At 40.6% G+C, this 22,989-nt stretch carries 13 protein-coding genes; 8 read left to right on the forward strand and 5 right to left on the reverse strand.

The features are described from left to right. Positions 1 to 35: 35 nt before the first annotated feature. The 6 genes from alaS to DW862_RS02070 all read left to right on the forward strand — a co-directional run bounded on the left by alaS (position 36) and on the right by DW862_RS02070 (position 11,767). Positions 36 to 2,654 (forward strand): alanine--tRNA ligase, encoded by a 2,619-nt coding sequence (alaS, locus tag DW862_RS02045; protein ID WP_120067203.1) that lies wholly within the window; start codon positions 36 to 38, stop codon positions 2,652 to 2,654. 523 nt (positions 2,655 to 3,177) lie between these two features. Beyond that, positions 3,178 to 5,415 carry a GH92 family glycosyl hydrolase gene (locus DW862_RS02050; RefSeq protein WP_120067248.1) on the forward strand — a complete coding sequence of 746 codons (2,238 nt, stop codon included), beginning with the start codon at positions 3,178 to 3,180 and terminating at the stop codon, positions 5,413 to 5,415. A 27-nt stretch (positions 5,416 to 5,442) separates the two neighbouring features. Continuing rightward, the gene (locus DW862_RS02055; protein ID WP_120067204.1) at positions 5,443 to 6,000 is read left to right on the forward strand and encodes an RNA polymerase sigma-70 factor; all 558 of its coding nucleotides are present in this window, start codon (positions 5,443 to 5,445) and stop codon (positions 5,998 to 6,000) included. A 34-nt stretch (positions 6,001 to 6,034) separates the two neighbouring features. Beyond that, positions 6,035 to 7,042: a FecR family protein gene (locus DW862_RS02060; RefSeq protein WP_004301377.1), complete on the forward strand. Its 1,008-nt coding sequence runs from the start codon at positions 6,035 to 6,037 to the stop codon at positions 7,040 to 7,042. Between the two features lie 44 nt (positions 7,043 to 7,086). Beyond that, entirely contained in the window at positions 7,087 to 9,393 is a 2,307-nt protein-coding gene (locus DW862_RS02065; protein ID WP_120067205.1) for a GH92 family glycosyl hydrolase, read from the forward strand. Positions 9,394 to 9,496: 103 nt separating this feature from the next. Next, a complete protein-coding gene (locus DW862_RS02070) occupies positions 9,497 to 11,767 on the forward strand; it encodes a GH92 family glycosyl hydrolase (protein WP_120067206.1) in 2,271 nt (756 codons plus the stop codon). Here DW862_RS02070 and DW862_RS02075 read toward each other — a convergent pair. The 5 genes from DW862_RS02075 to DW862_RS02095 all read right to left on the reverse strand — a co-directional run bounded on the left by DW862_RS02075 (position 11,754) and on the right by DW862_RS02095 (position 17,713). Next, positions 11,754 to 12,035, reverse strand: a complete 282-nt coding sequence (locus DW862_RS02075) for a hypothetical protein (protein WP_120067207.1) — start codon at positions 12,033 to 12,035, stop codon at positions 11,754 to 11,756. The two genes, DW862_RS02070 and DW862_RS02075, sit on opposite strands and share 14 nt — an antisense overlap. 655 nt (positions 12,036 to 12,690) lie before the next feature. After that, on the reverse strand, positions 12,691 to 13,998 hold the full coding sequence (locus DW862_RS02080; protein ID WP_120067208.1) for a DUF4989 domain-containing protein: 1,308 nt from the start codon (positions 13,996 to 13,998) through the stop codon (positions 12,691 to 12,693). Between the two features lie 20 nt (positions 13,999 to 14,018). Then, positions 14,019 to 15,446: a BT_3987 domain-containing protein gene (locus tag DW862_RS02085; RefSeq protein WP_120067209.1), complete on the reverse strand. Its 1,428-nt coding sequence runs from the start codon at positions 15,444 to 15,446 to the stop codon at positions 14,019 to 14,021. A 26-nt stretch (positions 15,447 to 15,472) separates the two neighbouring features. Next, positions 15,473 to 16,633: a DUF1735 and LamG domain-containing protein gene (locus DW862_RS02090; protein ID WP_120067210.1), complete on the reverse strand. Its 1,161-nt coding sequence runs from the start codon at positions 16,631 to 16,633 to the stop codon at positions 15,473 to 15,475. A gap of 9 nt (positions 16,634 to 16,642) precedes the next feature. Next, positions 16,643 to 17,713 carry a glycoside hydrolase family 18 gene (locus DW862_RS02095; RefSeq protein ID WP_120067211.1) on the reverse strand — a complete coding sequence of 357 codons (1,071 nt, stop codon included), beginning with the start codon at positions 17,711 to 17,713 and terminating at the stop codon, positions 16,643 to 16,645. Between the two features lie 237 nt (positions 17,714 to 17,950). Between DW862_RS02095 and DW862_RS02100 the strand changes: the two genes are divergently transcribed. Both DW862_RS02100 and DW862_RS02105 read left to right on the forward strand, forming a co-directional pair. Then, positions 17,951 to 21,277, forward strand: coding sequence for a TonB-dependent receptor (locus tag DW862_RS02100; RefSeq protein ID WP_117685350.1), 3,327 nt, complete (start codon positions 17,951 to 17,953; stop codon positions 21,275 to 21,277). Between the two features lie 11 nt (positions 21,278 to 21,288). Next, positions 21,289 to 22,911: a SusD/RagB family nutrient-binding outer membrane lipoprotein gene (locus DW862_RS02105; RefSeq protein WP_004323634.1), complete on the forward strand. Its 1,623-nt coding sequence runs from the start codon at positions 21,289 to 21,291 to the stop codon at positions 22,909 to 22,911. The last annotated feature ends 78 nt before the right edge of the window (positions 22,912 to 22,989 follow it).

Here is a 22,989-nt window from a genome sequence, read left to right on the forward strand (position 1 = left end):
TAATTCATAATTCATAAATCATAATTCTTCATTATATGTTGACTGCAAAAGAGATCAGAGATTCATTCAAGAATTTCTTTGAGTCGAAAGGACACCACATCGTTCCCTCGGCTCCGATGGTGATTAAAGATGACCCTACCCTGATGTTTACGAACGCGGGTATGAACCAGTTTAAAGATATTATTTTGGGTAACCATCCGGCGAAATACCAAAGAGTCGCGGACTCGCAAAAATGTTTGCGTGTAAGCGGAAAGCATAATGACCTGGAAGAAGTAGGACACGATACGTACCACCACACCATGTTTGAAATGCTTGGTAACTGGTCGTTCGGCGATTACTTCAAGAAAGAAGCGATCAACTGGGCGTGGGAATATCTGGTAGAAGTCTTGAAACTGAATCCGGAACATCTCTATGCAACCGTATTTGAAGGAAGTCCTGAAGAAGGATTGAGCCGTGACGACGAAGCTGCTTCCTATTGGGAACAGTTCTTGCCGAAAGATCACATCATCAACGGTAACAAACACGACAACTTCTGGGAAATGGGTGATACAGGACCTTGCGGACCTTGTTCCGAAATCCATATCGACCTCCGTCCTGCTGAAGAACGTGCCAAGATCTCCGGTCGCGACCTCGTGAACCACGATCACCCGCAGGTAATTGAAATCTGGAACCTCGTGTTCATGCAATACAACCGCAAAGCAGACGGCAGTCTTGAGCCGCTTCCTGCCAAGGTTATTGATACCGGTATGGGATTCGAACGTCTTTGTATGGCTCTGCAAGGCAAAATATCCAACTACGACACAGACGTATTCCAGCCAATGCTGAAAGCTATTGCAGCAATGTCGGGTACAGAATACGGAAAAGACAAGCAGCAAGATATTGCTATGCGTGTGATTGCCGACCATATCCGTACCATTGCATTCTCAATCACAGATGGCCAGTTGCCGTCTAATGCAAAGGCAGGTTACGTGATCCGCCGTATCCTTCGCCGTGCTGTTCGTTACGGATATACTTTCCTCGGACAGAAACAGGCATTTATGTATAAGTTGCTTCCTGTATTGATTGATAACATGGGAGAGGCTTATCCTGAACTGGTTGCACAAAAGACACTGATTGAAAAAGTAATCAAGGAAGAAGAAGAATCATTCCTCCGCACTTTGGAAACTGGTATCCGTTTATTGGATAAGACAATGGAAGATACCAAAGTCAATGGAAAAACTGAAATCAGCGGTAAAGATGCCTTTACTTTATATGATACATTCGGTTTCCCGCTCGACTTGACAGAGCTGATTCTCCGTGAAAACGGAATGACTGTCAACATTGAAGAGTTCAATGAAGAAATGCAGCAACAGAAACAGCGTGCACGTAATGCTGCCGCCATCGAAACTGGTGACTGGATTGTACTGAAAGAAGGAACTACTGAATTCGTTGGTTACGATTACACTGAATACGAGGCTTCTATCCTTCGTTACCGTCAGATCAAACAAAAGAACCAGACATTGTATCAGATTGTACTCGACTATACTCCGTTCTATGCAGAAAGTGGTGGTCAGGTAGGTGATACAGGTGTATTGGTGAGCGAGTTCGAGACGATTGAAGTGGTCGACACAAAGAAAGAGAATAATCTTCCGATACATATTACCAAAAAGCTACCCGAACATCCGGAAGCTCCGATGATGGCTTGTGTAGATACCGACAAACGTGCTGCCTGCGCAGCCAATCACTCGGCGACCCACTTGCTGGATGCTGCTTTACGTGAAGTATTGGGTGAACACATCGAACAGAAAGGTTCATTGGTTACACCGGATTCATTACGTTTCGACTTCTCTCACTTCCAGAAAGTGACCGATGAAGAAATCCGTAAAGTTGAACATATCGTTAATGCAAGAATCCGCGCTAATATCCCATTGAAAGAATATCGCAATATTCCTATCGAGGAAGCTAAGGAGTTGGGAGCTATCGCTCTCTTTGGTGAAAAGTATGGCGACAGAGTTCGTGTGATCCAGTTCGGCACTTCTATCGAGTTCTGCGGTGGTACACATGTAGCTGCAACCGGAAATATCGGTATGGTAAAAATCATCTCCGAAAGTTCTGTTGCTGCTGGCGTTCGTCGTATTGAAGCTTATACCGGAGCACGCGTGGAAGAAATGCTGGATACGATACAAGATACACTTAGCGACTTGAAGGCTCTCTTCAATAATGCTCCTGACTTAAGAATTGCAATCCGTAAATATCTGGATGAAAATGCAGGATTGAAAAAGCAGGTAGAAGACTTCATGAAAGAGAAAGAAGCAGCTTTGAAGGAAAGACTACTGAAAAATGTACAAGAGATCCACGGTATCAAAGTAATCAAGTTCTGTGCTCCACTACCGGCAGAAGTAGTGAAGAATATCGCTTTCCAACTTCGGGGTGAAATCACAGAAAACTTGTTCTTCGTAGCCGGAAGTACAGACAATGGCAAACCGATGCTGACAGTAATGCTTAGCGATAATTTGGTTGCTGGTGGTCTGAAAGCTGGTAATCTGGTAAAAGAGGCTGCCAAACTGATTCAAGGTGGCGGCGGTGGCCAACCTCACTTCGCTACTGCAGGAGGTAAAAATGCTGATGGACTACCGGCAGCAGTTGAAAAAGTACTGGAGCTGGCAGGAATCTAAGAATAAATAAAAGAGGCTGCCTAACAAGCCCCTCAAAAAAGAAATCACCCCTATCAGAGTTTGTTCTGATAGGGGTGAAATCGTTAAAAAGAGACTTATCGACACCCCCTTTTACGTAAAGACTTAAAATTAGACGCGTCTGAATAAATACATAAAAAACTCCCTATTAATGTAGAAAAAAATAGTGACGGTATATGCACAGGATAGTGACGGTATCGCTAGCATATAGCGTCACTATTTGCATCGGATAGCGTCACTATTTTACAGAAGGGAATTCACCAACAACAATTTCGGCTTGAATCCCCTTTTGAATCCCCTATAAAAGCATCGGGAAAGGATACTTCCGACCCTCCCCCAAAACCAAACAAACCCGGTAAGAAATAGAAGTCTATTTGTCTCTTTCTAAAAATATTAGCTTATAATTTAGGCTTGTCACAGTTTTTTTCTACCTTTGTGACCAGATTAATTATTTTTCTTATCCTTCAAATAAATAAAATAAGTAATCACTAATACCTAAAGAATGATGAGAACACCTGCTTATCTATGCCTGCTGTTAACCTGCATGCTCATTTCTTGTACCCCTACGCAAGAAAAACACGAAATAGATTACACATCTTATGTAAATCCATTTATCGGAACAGACTTCACTGGAAACACTTATCCTGGTGCCCAAGCTCCTTTCGGCATGGTGCAACTTAGCCCGGACAACGGACTCCCCGGATGGGACCGTATCTCCGGTTATTTCTATCCGGACAGTACGATTGCCGGTTTCAGCCACACACATCTCTCCGGCACTGGAGCGGGAGATTTGTATGACATCTCTTTCATGCCAGTCACCCTTCCCTATAAAGAAGCGGAAGCACCGCTTGGCATCCACTCTAAATTCTCCCACAAGGATGAAAGTGCTCATGCCGGTTATTATCAAGTACGCCTGACAGATTATAACATCAACGTCGAACTGACTGCCACCGAGCGTTGTGGTATCCAACGTTATACGTTTCCGGAAGCCCAATCTGCTATCTTCTTAAATCTGAAGAAAGCCATGAACTGGGATTTTACCAACGATTCTCATATCGAAGTCGTAGACTCCGTTACCATTCAAGGTTACCGTTTCTCCGATGGCTGGGCACGCGATCAACACATCTATTTCCGCACCCGATTCTCCAAGCCTTTTGAGAAAATGGAACTGGACACAACTGCCATCATCAAAGACAATAAACGTATCGGCACAGCTGTTATCGCCCGCTTCGATTTCAATACCCAAAAGGATGAACAGATATTAGTAAACACCGCCATTTCCGGTGTCAGTATGGAAGGAGCAGCCAAAAACCTGAAAGCTGAAGTCCCCGAAAATGACTTCGACAAATACTTGGCGGAAACAAAAGCAAACTGGAACCGCCAGCTCGGAAAGATTGAAATAAAAAGTGATAATGAGAACGATAAAGTGAACTTCTACACCGCTCTCTATCACTCAATGATTGCTCCAACTATTTACAGTGATGTAGACGGAGCTTACTACGGTCCCGATAAGAAAGTACACCAGACCGACGGCTGGGTTAATTATAGCACCTTCTCCCTATGGGATACATACCGTGCTGCCCACCCGCTCTTTACTTATACCGAACCCGAGCGTGTCAACGACATGGTGAAATCCTTCATCGCCTTCTACGAACAGAATGGCCGTCTGCCAGTGTGGAACTTCTACGGAAGTGAAACAGACATGATGATCGGTTATCATGCTGTTCCTGTTATTGTAGACGCCTATCTGAAAGGAATCGGCGACTTCGACGCAAAGAAAGCCTTGGATGCTTGCATAGCAACGGCTAATCTAGATAATTACCGCGGCATCGGACTCTACAAAGAATTAGGATACATACCTTACAACGTAACAGACCACTACAACGCAGAAAACTGGTCGTTATCCAAAACACTGGAATACGCTTTCGATGACTATTGCATTGCCGAAATGGCGAAGAAGATGGGCAAACAAGACATTGCGGACGAATTTTACAAACGTTCTCAAAACTACAAGAATGTATATAACCCCGCTACTTCTTTCATGCAGCCACGTGACGACAAAGGCACCTTTATCAAGGACTTCAAGGCCGATGACTATACACCACACATTTGCGAAAGCAACGGATGGCAATACTTTTGGTCTGTTCAGCATGACATTAACGGACTGATCGACCTTGTAGGAGGTAAAAACCGATTTGCCGAAAAACTGGACAGTATGTTCACCTATCATCCGGCAGCAGATGACGAACTACCTATCTTCAGCACGGGCATGATAGGACAATATGCGCATGGCAATGAACCGAGCCATCACGTTATTTATCTGTTCAATGCTATAGGACACGAAAATCGCACACAAGAATATGTGGCCAAAGTGATGAACGAGCTCTACAAGAACGAACCAGCCGGTCTTTGCGGCAACGAAGATTGCGGACAGATGTCAGCATGGTATGTATTCAGTGCGATGGGATTCTACCCCGTCAATCCCGTCAGTGGAAAATACGAGATAGGTACTCCCCTATTCCCGGAAATGCAATTACATCTGGCGAATGGAAAGACTTTCACCGTACTGGCCCCCAAAGTGAACAAAGAAAATATCTATATCCAATCCATCAAAATAGATGGAAAACCGTATGACAAAACGTATCTTACTCACGAGCAAATCATGAGTGGAGCAACTGTCGAATTCGAAATGAGTAACACCCCTAAAGCAATTGGAGTCATATTCGAAGAAAATAACCCATAAGCCAAACCTGAACAACCAATTGAGAGAATGAACGAAAACTTCGATATAACCTATAAAGCACTATTTCGCCGGTACTATCCCAGCCTGATTTTCTATGCAACCCGTCTGGTGGGAGAAGAAGAAGCAGAGGATGTAGTGCAGGACGTATTTGTAGAATTATGGAAGCGGAAAGACCACATAGAGATAGGCGACCAAATCCAGGCCTTTCTCTATCGTGCCGTTTACACCCGTGCCCTTAACGTCTTGAAACACCGCAGTGTGGAAGAAGGTTATTGTGTTGCCATGGAAGAAATCAACCAAAGACGCGCCGAATTCTATCAACCGGACAACAACGAAGTGATTCGGAGGATCGAAGACAAGGAACTCCGCAAGGAAATTCATGATGCAATTAACGATCTCCCTGACAAATGCAAAGAGGTTTTCAAACTTAGCTATCTGCATGATATGAAAAACAAGGAAATAGCCGATATTCTCGGAGTTTCACTCCGCACGGTGGAAGCCCATATGTATAAGGCTTTAAAATACTTGCGTGGCCGACTCGATCCTCTTTGGGCGATTCTTTTCTTATTTTTATGGCGATTATAATAAGTGTTTTTGCGTTTTGAATTGTATTACTAATATGAAGGAAAAGAAAATGAGTAATCTGAGTGAAGAAATAATAAACAGATATCTGACAGGACAGTGTTCTGAAGAAGAGCTTATCGAGGTCAATGCCTGGATGAAGGAATCGGAAGAAAATGCCCGCCAGCTCTTTCGTATGGAAGAAATTTATCATTTGGGTAAATTCGACCAATACACTGATGAACAACGGATACTTCGTGCGGAAAAACAACTCTATAAAAAGCTGGACGAAGAGAAAGGTAAACAGAGCAAAATACTAAGCATGCATCGCTGGATGAAATATGCCGCAGTGATTGCTGTGATGTTGGTCATGGGTGGTGGAGTCGGATATTGGTTCTATCAAAACGGAAACAATCAACAAATGATGGTTGCAGTAGCCAGCGAAGGCATTGTTAAGGAGGTAGTCTTACCGGATGGCAGCAAGGTTTGGCTGAACAATGCAGCAACCTTGAAATATCCACGTGAGTTCTCCGAAAAGGAACGCAATGTCTACCTAGAAGGAGAAGCTTATTTCGAGGTCACCAAAAACCGCCATAAGCCATTCACCGTTCAAAGTGATGCAATACGCGTACGCGTACTGGGAACTACGTTCAATTTAAAATCCGATAAGCGTTGCCGGATAGCGGAGGCGACACTTATTGAAGGTGAGATTGAAGTAAAAGGCAATAAGGAAGAGGGGCAGATTATCCTCACTCCGGGGCAACGTGCGGAACTGAACAAAAATAATGGACGATTGACCGTGAAACAAGTGGATGCCAAGTTGGATGCTGTTTGGCACGATAATCTGATTCCATTCCAAAAAGCAGATATCTTCACCATCACCAAAGCGCTGGAGCGTTTCTATGATGTGAAAATCATTCTATCTCCTGACATTCAGACGGGTAAAACTTACTCCGGTGTACTGAAAAGGAAATCGAATATCGAGTCAGTGTTGAAATCATTGCAAAACTCTATACCTATTGATTATAAAATTGTCGGAAACAATATCTTCATTTCTCCCAAATAAGAAGTAAAAGATGAACCGGCTAAAACTTAAAAGCTATTAATACCATGAAATTAAAAACATTCCTAATAGTAGGATGTTTAGGAGGTTTATTCACACTTAGCTCCTGCACAGCCCCCACTAATGTAAAAGACTATAGTGCTTACGTCAACCCTTTCATCGGTACCGGTGGACATGGTCATACCTTCCCTGGAGCGGTAGTTCCCCACGGGATGATTCAGCCCAGTCCGGACACCCGGATCGATGGTTGGGATGCCTGTTCCGGTTATTATTATGCCGACTCTACCATCAATGGCTTCTCTCACACACACGTCAGCGGTACAGGTTGTTGCGACTATGGAGATGTCTTGCTCATGCCAACTGTGGGTAAGCAACAATATCGTACAACCGATCCCCAAAGCCAGCGACTAGCATACGCTTCCTCTTTCTCACATAAGAATGAAATCGCAGAACCAGGATATTATTCTGTCTTTCTTGATACTTATCAGGTGAAAGCTGAAATTTCATCCACCAAACGAGGAGCAATCCATCGCTATACTTTTCCCGAAAACACCGAATCCGGATTTATCATCGACCTGGATTACAGCCTGCAACGACAGACTAACTCCGAGATGGAAATAGAAGTAATAAGCGATACGGAAATCTGTGGACATAAGAAAACAACTTATTGGGCTTTCGACCAATACATCAACTTCTACGCTAAATTTTCCAAACCATTCTCTTATACGCTCGTTACGGATTCTATCACCATGGACAATGGCAAACGGCTTCCTGTCTGCAAAGCATTATTGCATTTCAACACCAGTAAAGACGAACAGGTTCTTGTTAAAGTAGGTGTGTCCGCTGTTGATATTGCCGGTGCACGGAAGAACGTTGAATCAGAAATTCCCGGATGGGATTTCGAGAAAGTACGTAAAGACGCACGTACGGCATGGAATGAATATCTTTCCAAAATTGATATTACAACTTCCGATAAAGAAGATAAAGCCATCTTCTACACGGCCCTCTATCATACGGGAATCAGTCCAAATCTGTTCACTGATGCAGACGGACGTTATTTAGGAATGGATCTTGAAGTGCATCAAGGAGACACCCTTAATCCGATATACACTGTCTTTTCTTTATGGGATACTTTCCGTGCGCTACATCCGCTAATGACTATCATTGATCCCGATTTGAATAATCACTTTATCAATTCGTTAATTAAGAAACATCAGGAAGGTGGGATATACCCCATGTGGGACTTGGCTTCCAATTATACCGGCACTATGATTGGTTATCATGCTGTTCCGGTCATCGTGGATGCCTACATGAAAGGGTATCGCAACTTTGATGCCAAAGAGGCTTATAAAGCCTGCCTGCGTGCTGCCGAATATGATACCACCGGCATCAAATGTCCGGATCTGGTATTGCCTCATCTCATGCCTAAAGCAAAATATTATAAGAATGCCATCGGATATATCCCTTGTGACCGCGAAAATGAATCAGTGGCCAAAGCTCTGGAATATGCGTATGATGACTGGTGTATCTCTATCTTTGCAGAAGCAATGAGTGATTTTGAATCCAAAGCAAAGTATGAACGCTTCGCCAAGGCGTACGAATTTTATTTCGACAAATCAATCCGCTTCATGCGTGGACTGGACTCAAAAGGTGAATGGCGTACTCCATTCAATCCGCGTGCATCTACTCACCGCAGCGATGATTATTGTGAAGGAACAGCTTGGCAATGGACTTGGTTTGTGCCGCATGATGTAGAAGGATTAGTCAATCTGATGGGTGGAGAAGATGCTTTTGTCCAAAAACTCGATTCTTTATTCTCGGCCGATTCATCACTTGAAGGTGAGACAACCTCATCAGATATCAGCGGACTTATCGGGCAATATGCACATGGAAACGAACCAAGTCATCATGTGATCCACCTATATAACTACGTTAACCATCCTTGGAGGACTCAAGAGTTGGTGGATAGCGTTTACCGAAGTCAGTATACCAACAGTATAGACGGTCTTTCGGGCAATGAGGACTGCGGTCAGATGTCTGCCTGGTATATACTCAACTCTATGGGATTCTATCAGGTATGTCCCGGCAAGCCGGTATATTCCATCGGACGTCCTGCCTTCGACAAAGCAGTTATCAATCTGCCTGAAGGAAAGACTTTCAGTATTGTAGTAAAGAATAATGGGAAAAAGAATAAATACATTGAAAGTGTATCGCTGAACGGTAAGGCTCTAAACATTCCATTCTTTAACCATCAGGATATTGCGAATGGAGGAACGATGGAAATCAAGATGACCGATCATCCTACGAAATGGGGAGTCCTCTCTCCGGCTCTCTCCTCCAAAGAAGAGGAATGAGTTGGTATTAGCTGTTCAAATTGAATAAAAAAACAAAACCTTGAAAAATAAATTGGCTCAATCGATTTCTGATTCGATTGAGCCATAAATAATAAATAAGACCATGAAAAAGTATCTCCTATTAGTATGTGCATTAAGTTGTATCGTCTTTGCAAAAGCCAAAGACTGGACACAGTATGTCAATCCGCTTATGGGTTCTCAATCTAGTTTCGAGTTATCAACAGGTAATACTTATCCGGCCATTGCCCGTCCATGGGGAATGAATTTCTGGACTCCACAGACAGGAGAGATGGGAGACGGATGGCAATACACTTATACGGCTAATAAGATTCGTGGATTTAAACAAACACATCAACCCAGTCCGTGGATTAATGATTACGGACAATTCTCTATTATGCCTGTAGTAGGCAAACCGGAATTCAATGAAGAGAAGCGTGCCAGTTGGTTTGCCCACAAAGGAGAAACTGCCACTCCTTATTTTTATAAGGTATATCTTGCAGAGCATGATGTAGTGACAGAAATGGCTCCAACCGAGCGTGCCGTTCTTTTCCGTTTCACTTTTCCGGAAAACGATCATTCGTATGTTGTAGTGGACGCCTTTGATAAGGGATCGTATATTAAGGTTATTCCGGAAGAAAACAAGATTATCGGTTACACGACCCGCAACAGCGGTGGAGTTCCCGAAAACTTTAAAAATTACTTTATTATTGAATTCGACAAGCCTTTCACTTATAAAGCTACGGTAGCCAATGGCAATCTGCAGGAAAATGTTACCGAACAGACAACAGTTCATGCCGGAGCCATTATTGGTTTCCAAACACATAAGGGCGAACAAGTACATGCAAAAATTGCTTCTTCTTTCATCAGTTTTGAACAGGCAGCTTTGAATATGAAAGAGTTGGGCAAAGATAATATTGAACAGCTAGCCAAGAAAGGAAAAGAAGCGTGGAACCAAGTGTTAGGCAAGATAGAAGTAGAAGGAGGCAATCTCGACCAATATCGCACATTCTATTCTTGTTTATATCGTTCATTGCTCTTCCCACGCAAATTCTACGAACTGGATGCTGCCGGACAACCTGTTCATTACAGTCCTTATAATGGGCAAGTATTACCGGGATATATGTATACCGACACAGGCTTTTGGGATACTTTCCGTTGCCTATTCCCGTTATTGAACCTAATGTACCCGTCAGTCAACAAGGAAATGCAGGAAGGTCTGATCAATACATATAAAGAGAGCGGTTTCTTCCCGGAATGGGCAAGTCCGGGGCACAGAGGCTGTATGGTTGGTAACAATTCTGCTTCTGTCTTAGTGGATGCTTACATGAAAGGAGTGAAAGTGGACGATATAAAAACATTGTATGAAGGGCTGATTCACGGAACGGAGAATGTACATCCACAAGTATCATCAACAGGACGTCTGGGATATGAATATTACAATAAACTGGGTTACGTGCCATACGACGTGAAAATCAATGAGAACGCTGCCCGCACGTTGGAATATGCATACAATGACTGGTGTATCTACCAACTGGCAAAGGAACTTAAACGTCCGAAAAAAGAGATTAATCTTTTCGCAAAACGTGCCATGAACTACAAGAATCTTTTCGATAAGGAATCTAAGTTAATGCGTGGACGCAACGAAGATGGTACATTCCAATCTCCTTTCTCTCCGCTGAAATGGGGGGATGCTTTTACAGAAGGAAATAGCTGGCACTATACTTGGTCGGTATTCCACGATCCTCAAGGATTGATTGACTTGATGGGCGGAAAAGAGATGTTTATCACCATGATGGATTCTGTTTTTGCCGTACCTCCTATTTTTGATGATAGCTACTACGGCCAAGTGATTCATGAAATCCGTGAAATGACTGTGATGAATATGGGTAATTATGCACATGGCAATCAACCGATTCAGCACATGATTTATTTATATGACTATGCAGGACAACCTTGGAAAGCCCAATACTGGTTGCGTCAAGTAATGGATCGTATGTACTCTCCTACTCCGGACGGCTATTGTGGCGACGAGGACAACGGACAAACTTCTGCCTGGTATGTATTCTCGGCATTAGGTTTCTATCCTGTTTGCCCGGGAACGGATGAATATATTATAGGTGCTCCATTATTCAAGAAAGCTACACTCCATTTTGAAAATGGCAATAGTTTGGTTATTGATGCTCCGAATAACAGTAAGAAGAATTTTTATGTCAATTCGATGAATGTCAATGGTGCTGATTACACTAAAAATTATCTCCGACACGAAAATTTGCTCAAGGGAGGTACAATCAGTGTTGAAATGAGCAATCAACCTAATCAGAATAGAGGAACTAAAGAAGAAGATATGCCCTATTCTTTCTCTAAGCAACAATAATCCTTGCGAGATAATTTAGCCCTAATCTTGGTTTGAGTCTTTCTGTATTTTTCAGAAAGTAACTATTCATCAATATTCCGGCTGAAAGTAATAGCCTGAAAGCAAAGAAGTCTGCTTTCAGGCTATTGCTTTTATTATCTTTCGCTGCTTTTATTCGACCAAACAAGGCAAGCATATCAAAAGTTAGTTTCAACACCGTACGGAAATGAGTAAAATGATACAGGTTTGAATACATAGCGTAAAAAACATCTATCATAGTATCATTCATTTTAATAATCTTCTAATTACCAAATAAATAAGTATGACAGATAGCTTTTTGAAAATGCATCTATCATATTTTTATTGCAAAAAATGGGTATCTATCACACCCATACTATATCTATTTAGTGTAGCATTAGGTGAGAGTATCCATTTAAAGGCATAAGAATGCACACTTTATAGGATGATAACCTGTATTGACTACTTAATAATCTATTGGAAGCGGCTGTCTTTCTATAGTTCACATGTGCAGGCTGTACAGCCCACGTATGTAAACCGTGCAGCCCACACATGCGGACTGTACAGCACACATACGTGGGCTATAAACTTATCGCCATTACAGTTACATTATTAAGCCACGATAATCAGATTTATATGGCTTCATTGTAACAAAAACAAGCTATCTTACACCTATTATGACCCTTATACGGCTATTTTGCACAATGATAGATAACCCGTTTTTACTGGTAAAAGTATGATAGATATTTTGTTTCACTATGTAGCATTTAATTCAAATATTTAGGAACATGAGCAAACGTTAGACTTAAAGAAGTTAGCGCCTGCCCATTCTTTGAAAAAGCAATTAAAAAGAGGCTGACTCAAAAACAATCTTGAGACAGCCTCTCAAATACAAACTTTAACCTACATTCTTTTTAGACTCAACACTACTTAAAGACGTATATTTCATAAAGCTCACATCCCCAAGAAGACAAAAGGTCAAATTTCACATACCGTGCAGTTATAGGTTCAATGAATTGATAGTAATCGGCATTCTCATCAACAGTAGCTACTTTTCCCAGATAATTCCATGTGTTTCCATCAGAAGAAACTGATAATTGTACATTTTGAGGAGCATAATAATATATATAATCAAGACCTACTCCAGTAATTGTTTTCTCCTCTCCCATATCGAGTGTAAATGAAATATCTCCATCAGAACATATACCTTCATAGTTACCTTGGGTTTCACCATCAATAAGCGAACCGCCACCATCGTTTTGATAAAAATCACTACTATCTTCCACATCTACAGACCAACCCTGTTTGGACCATTCTATCCAACCGGAAGGCCGTTTGTAAGATATGTGTTCAAATCCCCTTATATATTTATTTATATTCAAAGTGAAAGAACTTCTCTTCTCGTCCTGCACAAAGACCGGGTCTTCACATTCAAAAACAGCTGTGATATTTAATGTGTTTGACGAGTCGTCCGATGTACGCAACAAAAAGTCATTAGTAATCTCCCAAGTAATATCTCCTGATGTCTTTTCACCAGCAGGAATTATAATTTCTGCAGGAGTAATACTAATGTCTTTCAGGTATTCGTCATCCAGTCCTTCCGTTGTAAGTTTCACCTTTACATCTTTCCGAGCAGGACGATCCAACTGTACACTGAATGTATATAGATTCCGCTCCGTGTCCTTAAATTCTCCGTTGAAATAAGTATGTTCGAATGTAGTTTTATTACCGGCTTTTCCTTCCAAGAAACCTGTAGCTACATACGCCTCTTTCTTTATCAAAGCTTTTGCCTCCAAGGAAATAGATGGCATTTTATATCCTTGCACAGTAGCTCTCACTCCTAAATCACAGGTAGCTTCATCGTAATTAGATTGAAAAACATCCATATTTTTTACACCCAAAGTAACACTGGCATCCGTATAGCCTGCCGGAATTATCAATTTGGTATCACTTAACTCAACATCTTCTCCGATTGGCTCAAAAGTAACTATTGCGTCCTCGGGTGAAGCGTTAAAACGAAAGGTGAATATTGCGGGTTTATCGAATTCTAATATACCCTCATTATTATAGGTGGCATTCACTATTATTTCCGAACCTTCTCCGTCTTCCGCCACAAGAGAAAAATTGTTATCCGGATAGGTAGCCAGACTTGGAGTTTCATCTTCGCCGCATCCAGAAAGGGCTGTCAGCGAACCGACTGCCAACAATAAGAAAAATCTATAAAGTGTTCTCATTTCTACAATTGTTTTTTAAATTATTGCAAATCATCGGGATATTGGTAAGGTGTGGCATCATTGTCCTTGTAGAACACGGTAGGTGCTTGTAACGGAGAACCATACAGAGTTTTCACATCAGACAGACGCCGGAATACATTACCATAATTTTCCGGCTTCGGTGAAAAGCCCATAAACCATCCAGAACCTTGGTTTATCAGTCTTTGTCCCTGTAAATCGCCACCTGTACCTCTAACAAACTCCATGGATTGACCGGAACATTCTTTGGATGTCAGGTCCCCATACGGAACTTGAGAAGGATCTCTACCATAATCACCAACTACAATATCTATCCAGTTTTTAATAGTTACTCCATCAACAACGGTTGCCTTCGAACTATACATTCTTTTTAATGCATATACCGCTACGATTTTATCAGGCATTGCTTGTTTTGTTTCGTAGCATAGACGTGCCGCAGCCTCCTCACTAGGCTTTGTTAATGCTGGATTATTCGGATCATAAGCGCCTTCATATTCGTCATCAAAACATACCCCGTCCAGATTATATGCTTTGCAATACTGAGCTAGTTCTCGTGCAAAGTCTTTGGCACCTTGTTTAGAAAGTTGCGCCACTCCTGTTATATCCCCGTTACTAAGTATCCCTAATACTATTTTAGTTCCACGTTTACGAAGTGGTTGCAAAAATTTCTCATTATTGTCTAGCAAATATTGTATGTAAGCATTACATTTTAAATAAGGGCGTTGGGCTTGTGCATCCCAGTTGATATTGGCAGCAAATGGGGAAACTACATCCCACAGCAATTTTCCGTTTTCCAGTTGAAAAGAAAGAGCATTCAGTGGATTTGTACCATCAAAGAAGACAAATGACTTTACTACATCTTCTCCTTTGTAAGTGTTTCCCAGCTTTCTCATATCTTTTATCAAATAAATACAATGACCAGCTTTCTCATCTTTTATGGTAATGTCGCTACTTACGTGGGTAAGAGCTATAGGTAAAGCATAGGTTTTATCTTCTTTCAAAGTGCCGTCTGCCTGAATGGTGATGTCAGTCTGAACAGATTTTGTTTGTGCATCTACAATAAGCTTCCCGTCATTCTTAAAAGAAACCAGGTGCGCAGGATACAATTCAAAATCGGTTTCATGCTCTTTGTTATAAGTATCCAAATAGTCTGCATCAATAATTACTTGAGCAGAAGTACTGGTACTCGCCATTTTACTAAGACTCATTTTTACAGAAGTAGTATAAGTATCTTTGTATAGCTCCACTACGTTAGAGGACAAATTGGACTTTCCGTCACGCAAGTATCCATTGTTTTCATAAATGCCAGTATATGCTGACTCATCTATTGCTTTATTTATGACAAGATCATCATCACAAGAGGTAAGGCAAGTTATGCCGCCTGCAAATATGGCAACCATCAACCCTGTTATCAGATATTTTTGTTTCATAATAATATTCTTTTTAATTAAAAGGATTAATATATTTGAGGAAGTTCTACAGGAACCCATATCGGATCTTTACTCGCTGTGATATCATTTCCATTGCCAGTACGATCTATAACAACCTTTCCAGACCCCTCATTAAATTTCCAGTAGGCTACAAGTCCTTCACTGGCAGGATTTACTTTATAAGGATTATCTGCAATTTGCTCTGCAGTTCTTTCTACGCTCCAAATACGAACCTCTGAAATTTCTCCCGGAAGCCAGCGGGTACCATCAAAAGAACGACCTATATAGCAATTCTTAGTTAAATTAACCGTACTATTTGCTGACTGGTCTTTATACACCGCCACACCATTCTTGTAATAGATTCGGTTTTTATTGACAGTGTTATACACAACAGCTATGTGTACCCATTCGTCTACCGGAAGTCCAATACCTGGTGCGTGATTTGCTGGAGGAAAACTTCCACCTGGCACAAATGCCTGAAGTTGATCACGTGGACGGTCACCATCACCGATACGTATAAGGAAATTACCTTCTATTCCAAAAACAGAACTTAGTGCATTATCACGTTTGGCCACCCAGTCATCACTTCGTACCAATGCTTCTACTGTAATAGTAGTCATCTTACTTACATTACTATTCCAGTTGATCGGGAAATAATTTTCCTTAATATTAGCTACAACATTAATAAGAGCAGCGCCTTTAATAATAAAATAAGTGGTACGGGCACTCTCTAGAAGTCCAATTCCAGTTACATTTGTGATTGTAACAGGCAACACATAACGTCTTGAGTCGTCCAATTGATTCAAATTAACGAAATTCACGATGATATCATCTCCAGAAATTCCTCCGGGTTGAATCGTAACATTTTTCACAGGAATATCATAAAACGCTTCGGGAAGTGCTGTAGCATTATCCCCATAACTTAGATTGTAGGTAGCTGCTAAAGATGGTTTGGCATCAAAGCTGACTTGGATTTCGTTGTCGACAGGAGCAGCAAGCCGATAAGTAATTTTACGACTGTCAAACAATACATCTTCTTTAATCAGTAAATCTTCAGTTACGGGTACCGAGCTTATATAAAGCTTATTGTCATAATGATGTTCATCATTAATATCCGTATTCTTGCAGCTGCTTACCGTAAATGCAGTAAGTGCTATAAATGCTAATTGATAAATATGCAATTTCATATTGTATTTCTATTTGTTAGGATTCATTATATGAATAGTTTCACGTACTGTTCCGTAAGTATTATTGTAATAATCCTTTTGGATATTGATGATAAAAATACCAGTGCGGGTATAATCTGGTGATGCCTGTACAATCCATTGAGCTGTACCTTGTGCAGCCAATACTTTATTTCCATTTGCATCCCGTGTATCCCAATAACCAATTATCATATCCTTATCTTCCTGTTGAGGAAACTGTGTACAGGCAATAAAACGATCTTTTGGAACAAGATCCACATTCGTTCCTGCTACGTCTATGCCTGCTTGAATAGCCATAAAAACATTTAATGTCAGATCCTCCATGTTTTTGGAAGAAGCGGTTTTCAGTATCAGATGATTGTATTTATCCAGCATATCCATGTTTTCGGGAGCTAAATACTGCACATAACCGTAAAAAACCAATGTTTTGTCGGTATGCTTAATCCGCCAATCCAACACTCTGCTGAAGAAGTTTTGCTGACGTGCCTTGTATTGTTGTAACACATCTTCTTGCATACCCACCATTGAAAGTCCTGTATAGTCAATTAGGATACCATCATATCCATAATTGTCACATAGAACCAGCATAGCATCCGTACGTTCATTCAGATACCTTTGTGCATCTTCTTCCGTCAATTCGGAATTATCTTTTGCCTTATTGTTCCATTCTTGTTCTAAACTCTCATAATTAATGCAGGAAAGCGTGCGGATATTCTTCTCGCGTATTTTTACCATTTCGGCTTGTGTTTCAGACGAGAGCTTTTCTGGATTATTCAAACAGATAAAATCCACACTGTCCAGTATAGCGGTGAGACGTTCGGTTTGATTGATTGGATTAGTTTCCGGATTGTCAAAAGAGACAAAGACTAACTTATGTTCTCCATCCTTGTAGCGTTTCAGATCTCTGATATAGTCAGCATACAGTTGCGGGTTTTGCTCTTCAAATGTAGGGTAATGGATGTTAATGCTTTCTGGGTCTGTCCAGCCTTCGCATGAGGAATACATCATCCCCCACACCATCAATATTGTTGTAAACAAACTGTTTTTTACTATTCTTTTCATATATATTATCACTTAAAGATTTTAATCACATTATTTTCATCCAAGTTCTCTAAGTACTTGGTAAATTCTAAATATAGGTTATTCAAGGAGATATCAGATATTTCTTACTTTTTTCAAAAAAAAAGAGAAAATGGACTAAGTGTTTATTATATTAGCATTGTTTTATTAACAAAGGGAGGGAAAGTCGACACTCTTCTTTTTGAGTTTAATAAAATGTATAACCATTAAATTAAATGTATGGAAAGCAAACATTCGCTTCGAAAGTCGAAGTTATTTCGAGCTTTATTGATTCTTTTGTTGATAGCAGTTCCTGTACAATGGGCTGCGGCACAGTTGACCTTATCAACTCCCCGTACAACTTTAGGAACTGTAATTAAACAAATTCAATCACAATCAAAGTACCAATTTTTCTACAATGACAAGCTATCAACTGTCACAGTTGAACCTTTAAAAGTAAAAGATGCTTCTTTAGAGCAAGTTTTAAACACACTTTTGAAAAATAAAGATATCTCTTATAAAATAGAAGAGAATATAATTTATTTATCGGAAAAAGAAAACTCTAATTCGCTACAACAACAAAGCGGGAAAGAACGTACTATAACCGGACAAGTTGTAGATGCTAAAGGAGAACCATTGATTGGTGTTAGCATTTTAGTGAAAGGAACAACAGACGGAGCTATTACCGATTTGGATGGTAACTACAAAATTATGACAAAAAGCAATAACCCAGTTATTGTTTATTCTTATATCGGATATAAGACACAAGAAATTCCTTTGAAAGGACAGACAGCCATTAATATTACGATGATGGATGACACCCAAGTGATTGACGAGGTGGTTGTTACAGCTTTGGGCATTAAGCGTTCGGAGAAAGCTTTGAGTTATAATGTCACACAGGTCGATGCAGAATCAGCTTTAGCTGTAAAAGATGCGAACTTTATTAATTCACTGAACGGAAAGGTTGCGGGTTTAAATATCAACTCTTCTTCTTCTGGTATTGGTGGTGCAAGTAAAGTTGTTATGCGTGGTTCCAGGGGGATCGAACAATCGTCTAATGCTCTTTATGTTATCGACGGTATTCCAATGTATAACCTGAGCGCTTCTGGTGGTTCTGAAGAGATGCAATCGCAAGGCTCTACAGAAGCTATAGCTGATATAAACCCAGATGACATTGAATCAATGTCAGTTTTGTCTGGTGCCGCTGCTGCCGCATTGTATGGTAGCAATGCATCTAATGGTGCTATTGTGATTACAACCAAAAAAGGGAAAGTGGGTCGTGTAGCCTTGACCGTATCTAGTAATACAGAAATGTTATCTCCATTCGTCATGCCACAGTTTCAGAATCGCTATGGAACTTCTGGAACAGATGCTAGTTGGGGTAAAAGATTGAACGAAGCTAATTACCGCGGATACGATCCTGCAAGTGATTATTTTCAGACTGGGCTTATTGGAACAGAATCTGTAACACTTTCTACTGGTACAGAACACAATCAGACATATCTTTCTGCCGCAGCCGTTAATTCGCGTGGCATTATTCCAAATAACAAATACGACCGCTATAACTTTACATTCCGTAACACTACTCTTTTCCTAGAAGATAAGATGAAACTGGATGTTGGCGCTCAATATATTATGCAGAAAGACCGTAATATGGTGAATCAAGGTATTTATGCAAACCCACTGTCTTCTGCTTACCTGTTTCCGCGTGGAAATGACTGGGAAGATTACAAAATGTACGAACGTTATGATTTAGAGCGTAATATGTATACGCAATATTGGCCTCAAGGAGGAGGATCGTTCCGTTTGCAAAATCCTTACTGGATTAATTATCGTAACTTGCGTGAAAATGACAAAGATCGTTATATGTTGAGTGCAGCTTTAAGTTACGATATTCTAAGTTGGTTGAACGTAGCTGGACGTGTACGTCTAGATAATTCATACAACACATATACACAAAAATACTATGCCTCTACCATCGCAACTATTGCTGAAGGTGAAAATGGTTTTTATGGTGTAACAAACACTCGTGACAAGCAAACATATGCAGACTTATTGTTGAATATAAATAAAACATTTGGCGAGGATTGGAGTTTAACAGCTAATATCGGAGCATCTTATTCAGACAATCGTTCTGAAGCTCTTGCCGTTAGTGGACCAATTGCAGCGAATGGACTTCCTAACTTTTTCACAGTTGCTCAATTGGATAAAGAAACTGGGAAACGTGAAGAAACTGGTTATCGTGAACAAACACAATCTATATTTGCATCTGCAGAAGTTGGTTATAGAAGTACTTACTACTTGACTCTTACCGGACGTAATGATTGGCCAAGTCAATTAGCGGGACCGAACTCAAAACAGTCTTCTTTTTTCTACCCGTCAGTAGGAGGCTCTGTTGTTTTGTCTGAACTTTTCAAATTACCTGAAAGTATTTCATACTTAAAACTACGTGCTTCTTGGGCATCCGTAGGTCTACCATTTGGACGCTTCCTTGCTTATCCAACTTTTTCATGGAATACTTCAACAGGAGCATACTCTTCTCAGTCTGCATATCCATTGTATGATTTAAAACCGGAACGTACAGATTCTTGGGAAGTAGGTCTTACTGCACGTTTCCTTAAACATTTCAATTTTGATGTTTCATTCTATAATACCAAGACTTACAATCAAACCATGGATGCAAAGCTTTCTCCAACAGGAGGCTATAGTACATTCTATGCGCAGACTGGTAACGTACGTAACCGTGGTGTAGAACTTTCACTTGGTTACAAGAATACATGGAACAAGTTTTCATGGAGTTCTAACTACACATTCAGTGCCAATAAAAACAAGATTTTAAGCCTGATTGATGGTTACATAAACCCTGTAACCGGTGAAGAAATAACAAAAGACCGTATGGATGTAGGTGGTTTATCAAAGGCACGGTTCATTCTAAAAGTAGGTGGATCTTTAGGTGATCTCTACTCACAGTCTGACTTGCTTCGAGATTCAAATAATAAGATTTATGTAAATGCCGATGGAAATGTAGCAGTGAATGACAAAGCTGATGATATTTATTTAGGATCTGTTTTTCCAAAAGCTAATATGGCATGGCGCAATGACTTTCAATATGGTAACTGGGGACTTGGCTTCCTTCTTACTGCCCGTTTGGGAGGAGTCGTTTACTCTGCGACTCAAGCCGTTCTTGACTCCTATGGTGTATCCGAAGCTACAGCAGCAGCTCGTGATAATGGTGGAGTCGTGATAAACGGCAACGATATGATTGACGCGCAAAAGTGGTATACAGTGGTTGGTGCCGACAGCGGTATTCCTCAATATTACACTTATAGTGCTACCAATTTACGTCTGCAAGAAGCTTCTGTCAGCTACACTATCCCAAGAAAGAAATTGAAAAATATTATGGATATCACTCTTTCGCTGGTAGGTCGTAACTTGTGGATGATTTATTGCAAGGCTCCTTTCGATCCTGAATCTGTAGCCACTACAGGTAACTATTACCAGGGAATTGATTACTTTATGATGCCTAGCCTTCGTAGCGTAGGATTCAATTTGAAACTTAAATTCTAAAAACGGAAAAGATGAAGAAAAATACAATAATACAGTTTATAGTCACTGGTATGTTTCTTTTCGGTGCAACTGCATGTACAGGAAACTTTGAAGATTACAATAAAAATCCTCATGAACCAGACCAAAATGACATGGGAGTAGATTGGTATTTGGTAAGATCATTAGCTCTTAATTTACAAGATTTGATGATGCCAGAACAAGAGAACTTTTCTCAATATGTAGACTGTTTGATGGCAGGAGCATTTTCGGGATATGTAGCAGACTCCAATTTGGGTACAGGTTGGTCTGGTCGTTACGCAACTTATAATCCTTCAGACGATTGGAAAAAAATTCCATTCAATGATTTTTATTCAAAGTTTTATCCTGATTACTTCAATTTGAAAAATCAAAGCGATGATGAACTTTTCTTATCGTTGGCCGAGTTATATCGTATCGTCGTAATGTTACGTGTAACAGATACATATGGTCCCATCCCTTATTCAAAAGTAGGTGCAGCTAATGCGATCAAATCCCCTTATGATTCTCAGCAAGCTGTCTATGCCAAAATGCTAGAAGATTTGGATAATATTATTACAGTATTAGGAAAGTTTGGCAACCAAAGCTTCAGCTCAAGTGCTGATAGAATTTATAATGGCAATACATCAGCATGGTATAAGTTTGCCAACTCTTTGAAGCTAAGAATGGCGATGCGTACTTGCTATGTAGCAGGATTTAACGTGAATGGAAAAACATCACAGCAATTGGCTGAAGAAGCTGTAGCAGCAGGTGTTATGACTGCTGCAACTGATGGCGCTTATCGTAAAGTTGCCGATCATAATCCATGGCAACGTTTTATGGTACTATGGTCAGATGCACGAATTTCAGCGGATTTAACCTGCTACATGAATGCATACAACGATCCTCGTCGCGAAGCATATTATGATAAAAGTACTTTTGGCACCGTGTCGGGAAATGCATATACTGGAGAAGAAAGTTATGTAGGTTTACGTCGGGGTATTCTGCAAGGACAATATAACTCCTGGTCACAAGGCTCTTCTTGTATGAAAGTCACTACGAGTGATAATATAGTTGTGTTCCGTGCATCAGAAGTCGCTTTCTTGCGTGCTGAAGGAGCTCTTCGTAACTGGAACATGGGAGGAACAGCTAAAGACTTCTATGAGGAAGGAATCCGTTTGTCGTTTGAAGAAAACGGAATTACCAGTGGAGTCGAAAATTATCTTGCAAGTACGGGAAAAGTAGAAGCATATAAAGATCCACTGAAAGGACAAAGTGCCCAAACTTATGATTACTCTGGAGCTATTAATACAAATGTAACTGTGGCATGGTCTGGAGGTGATTTTGAAAAAAGCTTAGAACAGATTATTACTCAAAAATGGATTGCAAACTTTCCAAATGGTATGGAATCATGGACTGAGTACCGTCGTACAGGCTATCCTAAATTAATGCCAATGGCAGCAAATGCAAGTGGAGGAATTGTTAATGATGCGGAAGGTGCACGACGCATGCCATATCCAACTGATGAATATCGTGAAAATAGAGAAAGCGTAGAAGCAGCAGTTGCGACATTGACACAAGAGTCCAAGACTAAAAGAGGAGATACGATGGCAACTCACGTATGGTGGGACTGTAAATAAATCAACCAATGAGTAACAAAAAATAAAAATATATACCAAGTACTTAGTATATTAAATTATACAAATAAAATTACCTTA

Source organism: Bacteroides sp. AM37-9 (genome assembly GCF_003603455.1).
Lineage (GTDB): Bacteria > Bacteroidota > Bacteroidia > Bacteroidales > Bacteroidaceae > Bacteroides > Bacteroides xylanisolvens.

Coding starts and splice junctions, on each gene's coding strand:
- alaS (WP_120067203.1), top strand. CDS start 36: ATGTTGACTGCAAAAGAGATCAGAGATTCATTCAAGAATTTCTTTGAG.
- DW862_RS02050 (WP_120067248.1), top strand. CDS start 3,178: ATGAGAACACCTGCTTATCTATGCCTGCTGTTAACCTGCATGCTCATT.
- DW862_RS02055 (WP_120067204.1), top strand. CDS start 5,443: ATGAACGAAAACTTCGATATAACCTATAAAGCACTATTTCGCCGGTAC.
- DW862_RS02060 (WP_004301377.1), top strand. CDS start 6,035: ATGAAGGAAAAGAAAATGAGTAATCTGAGTGAAGAAATAATAAACAGA.
- DW862_RS02065 (WP_120067205.1), top strand. CDS start 7,087: ATGAAATTAAAAACATTCCTAATAGTAGGATGTTTAGGAGGTTTATTC.
- DW862_RS02070 (WP_120067206.1), top strand. CDS start 9,497: ATGAAAAAGTATCTCCTATTAGTATGTGCATTAAGTTGTATCGTCTTT.
- DW862_RS02075 (WP_120067207.1), bottom strand. CDS start 12,035: ATGAATGATACTATGATAGATGTTTTTTACGCTATGTATTCAAACCTG.
- DW862_RS02080 (WP_120067208.1), bottom strand. CDS start 13,998: ATGAGAACACTTTATAGATTTTTCTTATTGTTGGCAGTCGGTTCGCTG.
- DW862_RS02085 (WP_120067209.1), bottom strand. CDS start 15,446: ATGAAACAAAAATATCTGATAACAGGGTTGATGGTTGCCATATTTGCA.
- DW862_RS02090 (WP_120067210.1), bottom strand. CDS start 16,633: ATGAAATTGCATATTTATCAATTAGCATTTATAGCACTTACTGCATTT.
- DW862_RS02095 (WP_120067211.1), bottom strand. CDS start 17,713: ATGAAAAGAATAGTAAAAAACAGTTTGTTTACAACAATATTGATGGTG.
- DW862_RS02100 (WP_117685350.1), top strand. CDS start 17,951: ATGGAAAGCAAACATTCGCTTCGAAAGTCGAAGTTATTTCGAGCTTTA.
- DW862_RS02105 (WP_004323634.1), top strand. CDS start 21,289: ATGAAGAAAAATACAATAATACAGTTTATAGTCACTGGTATGTTTCTT.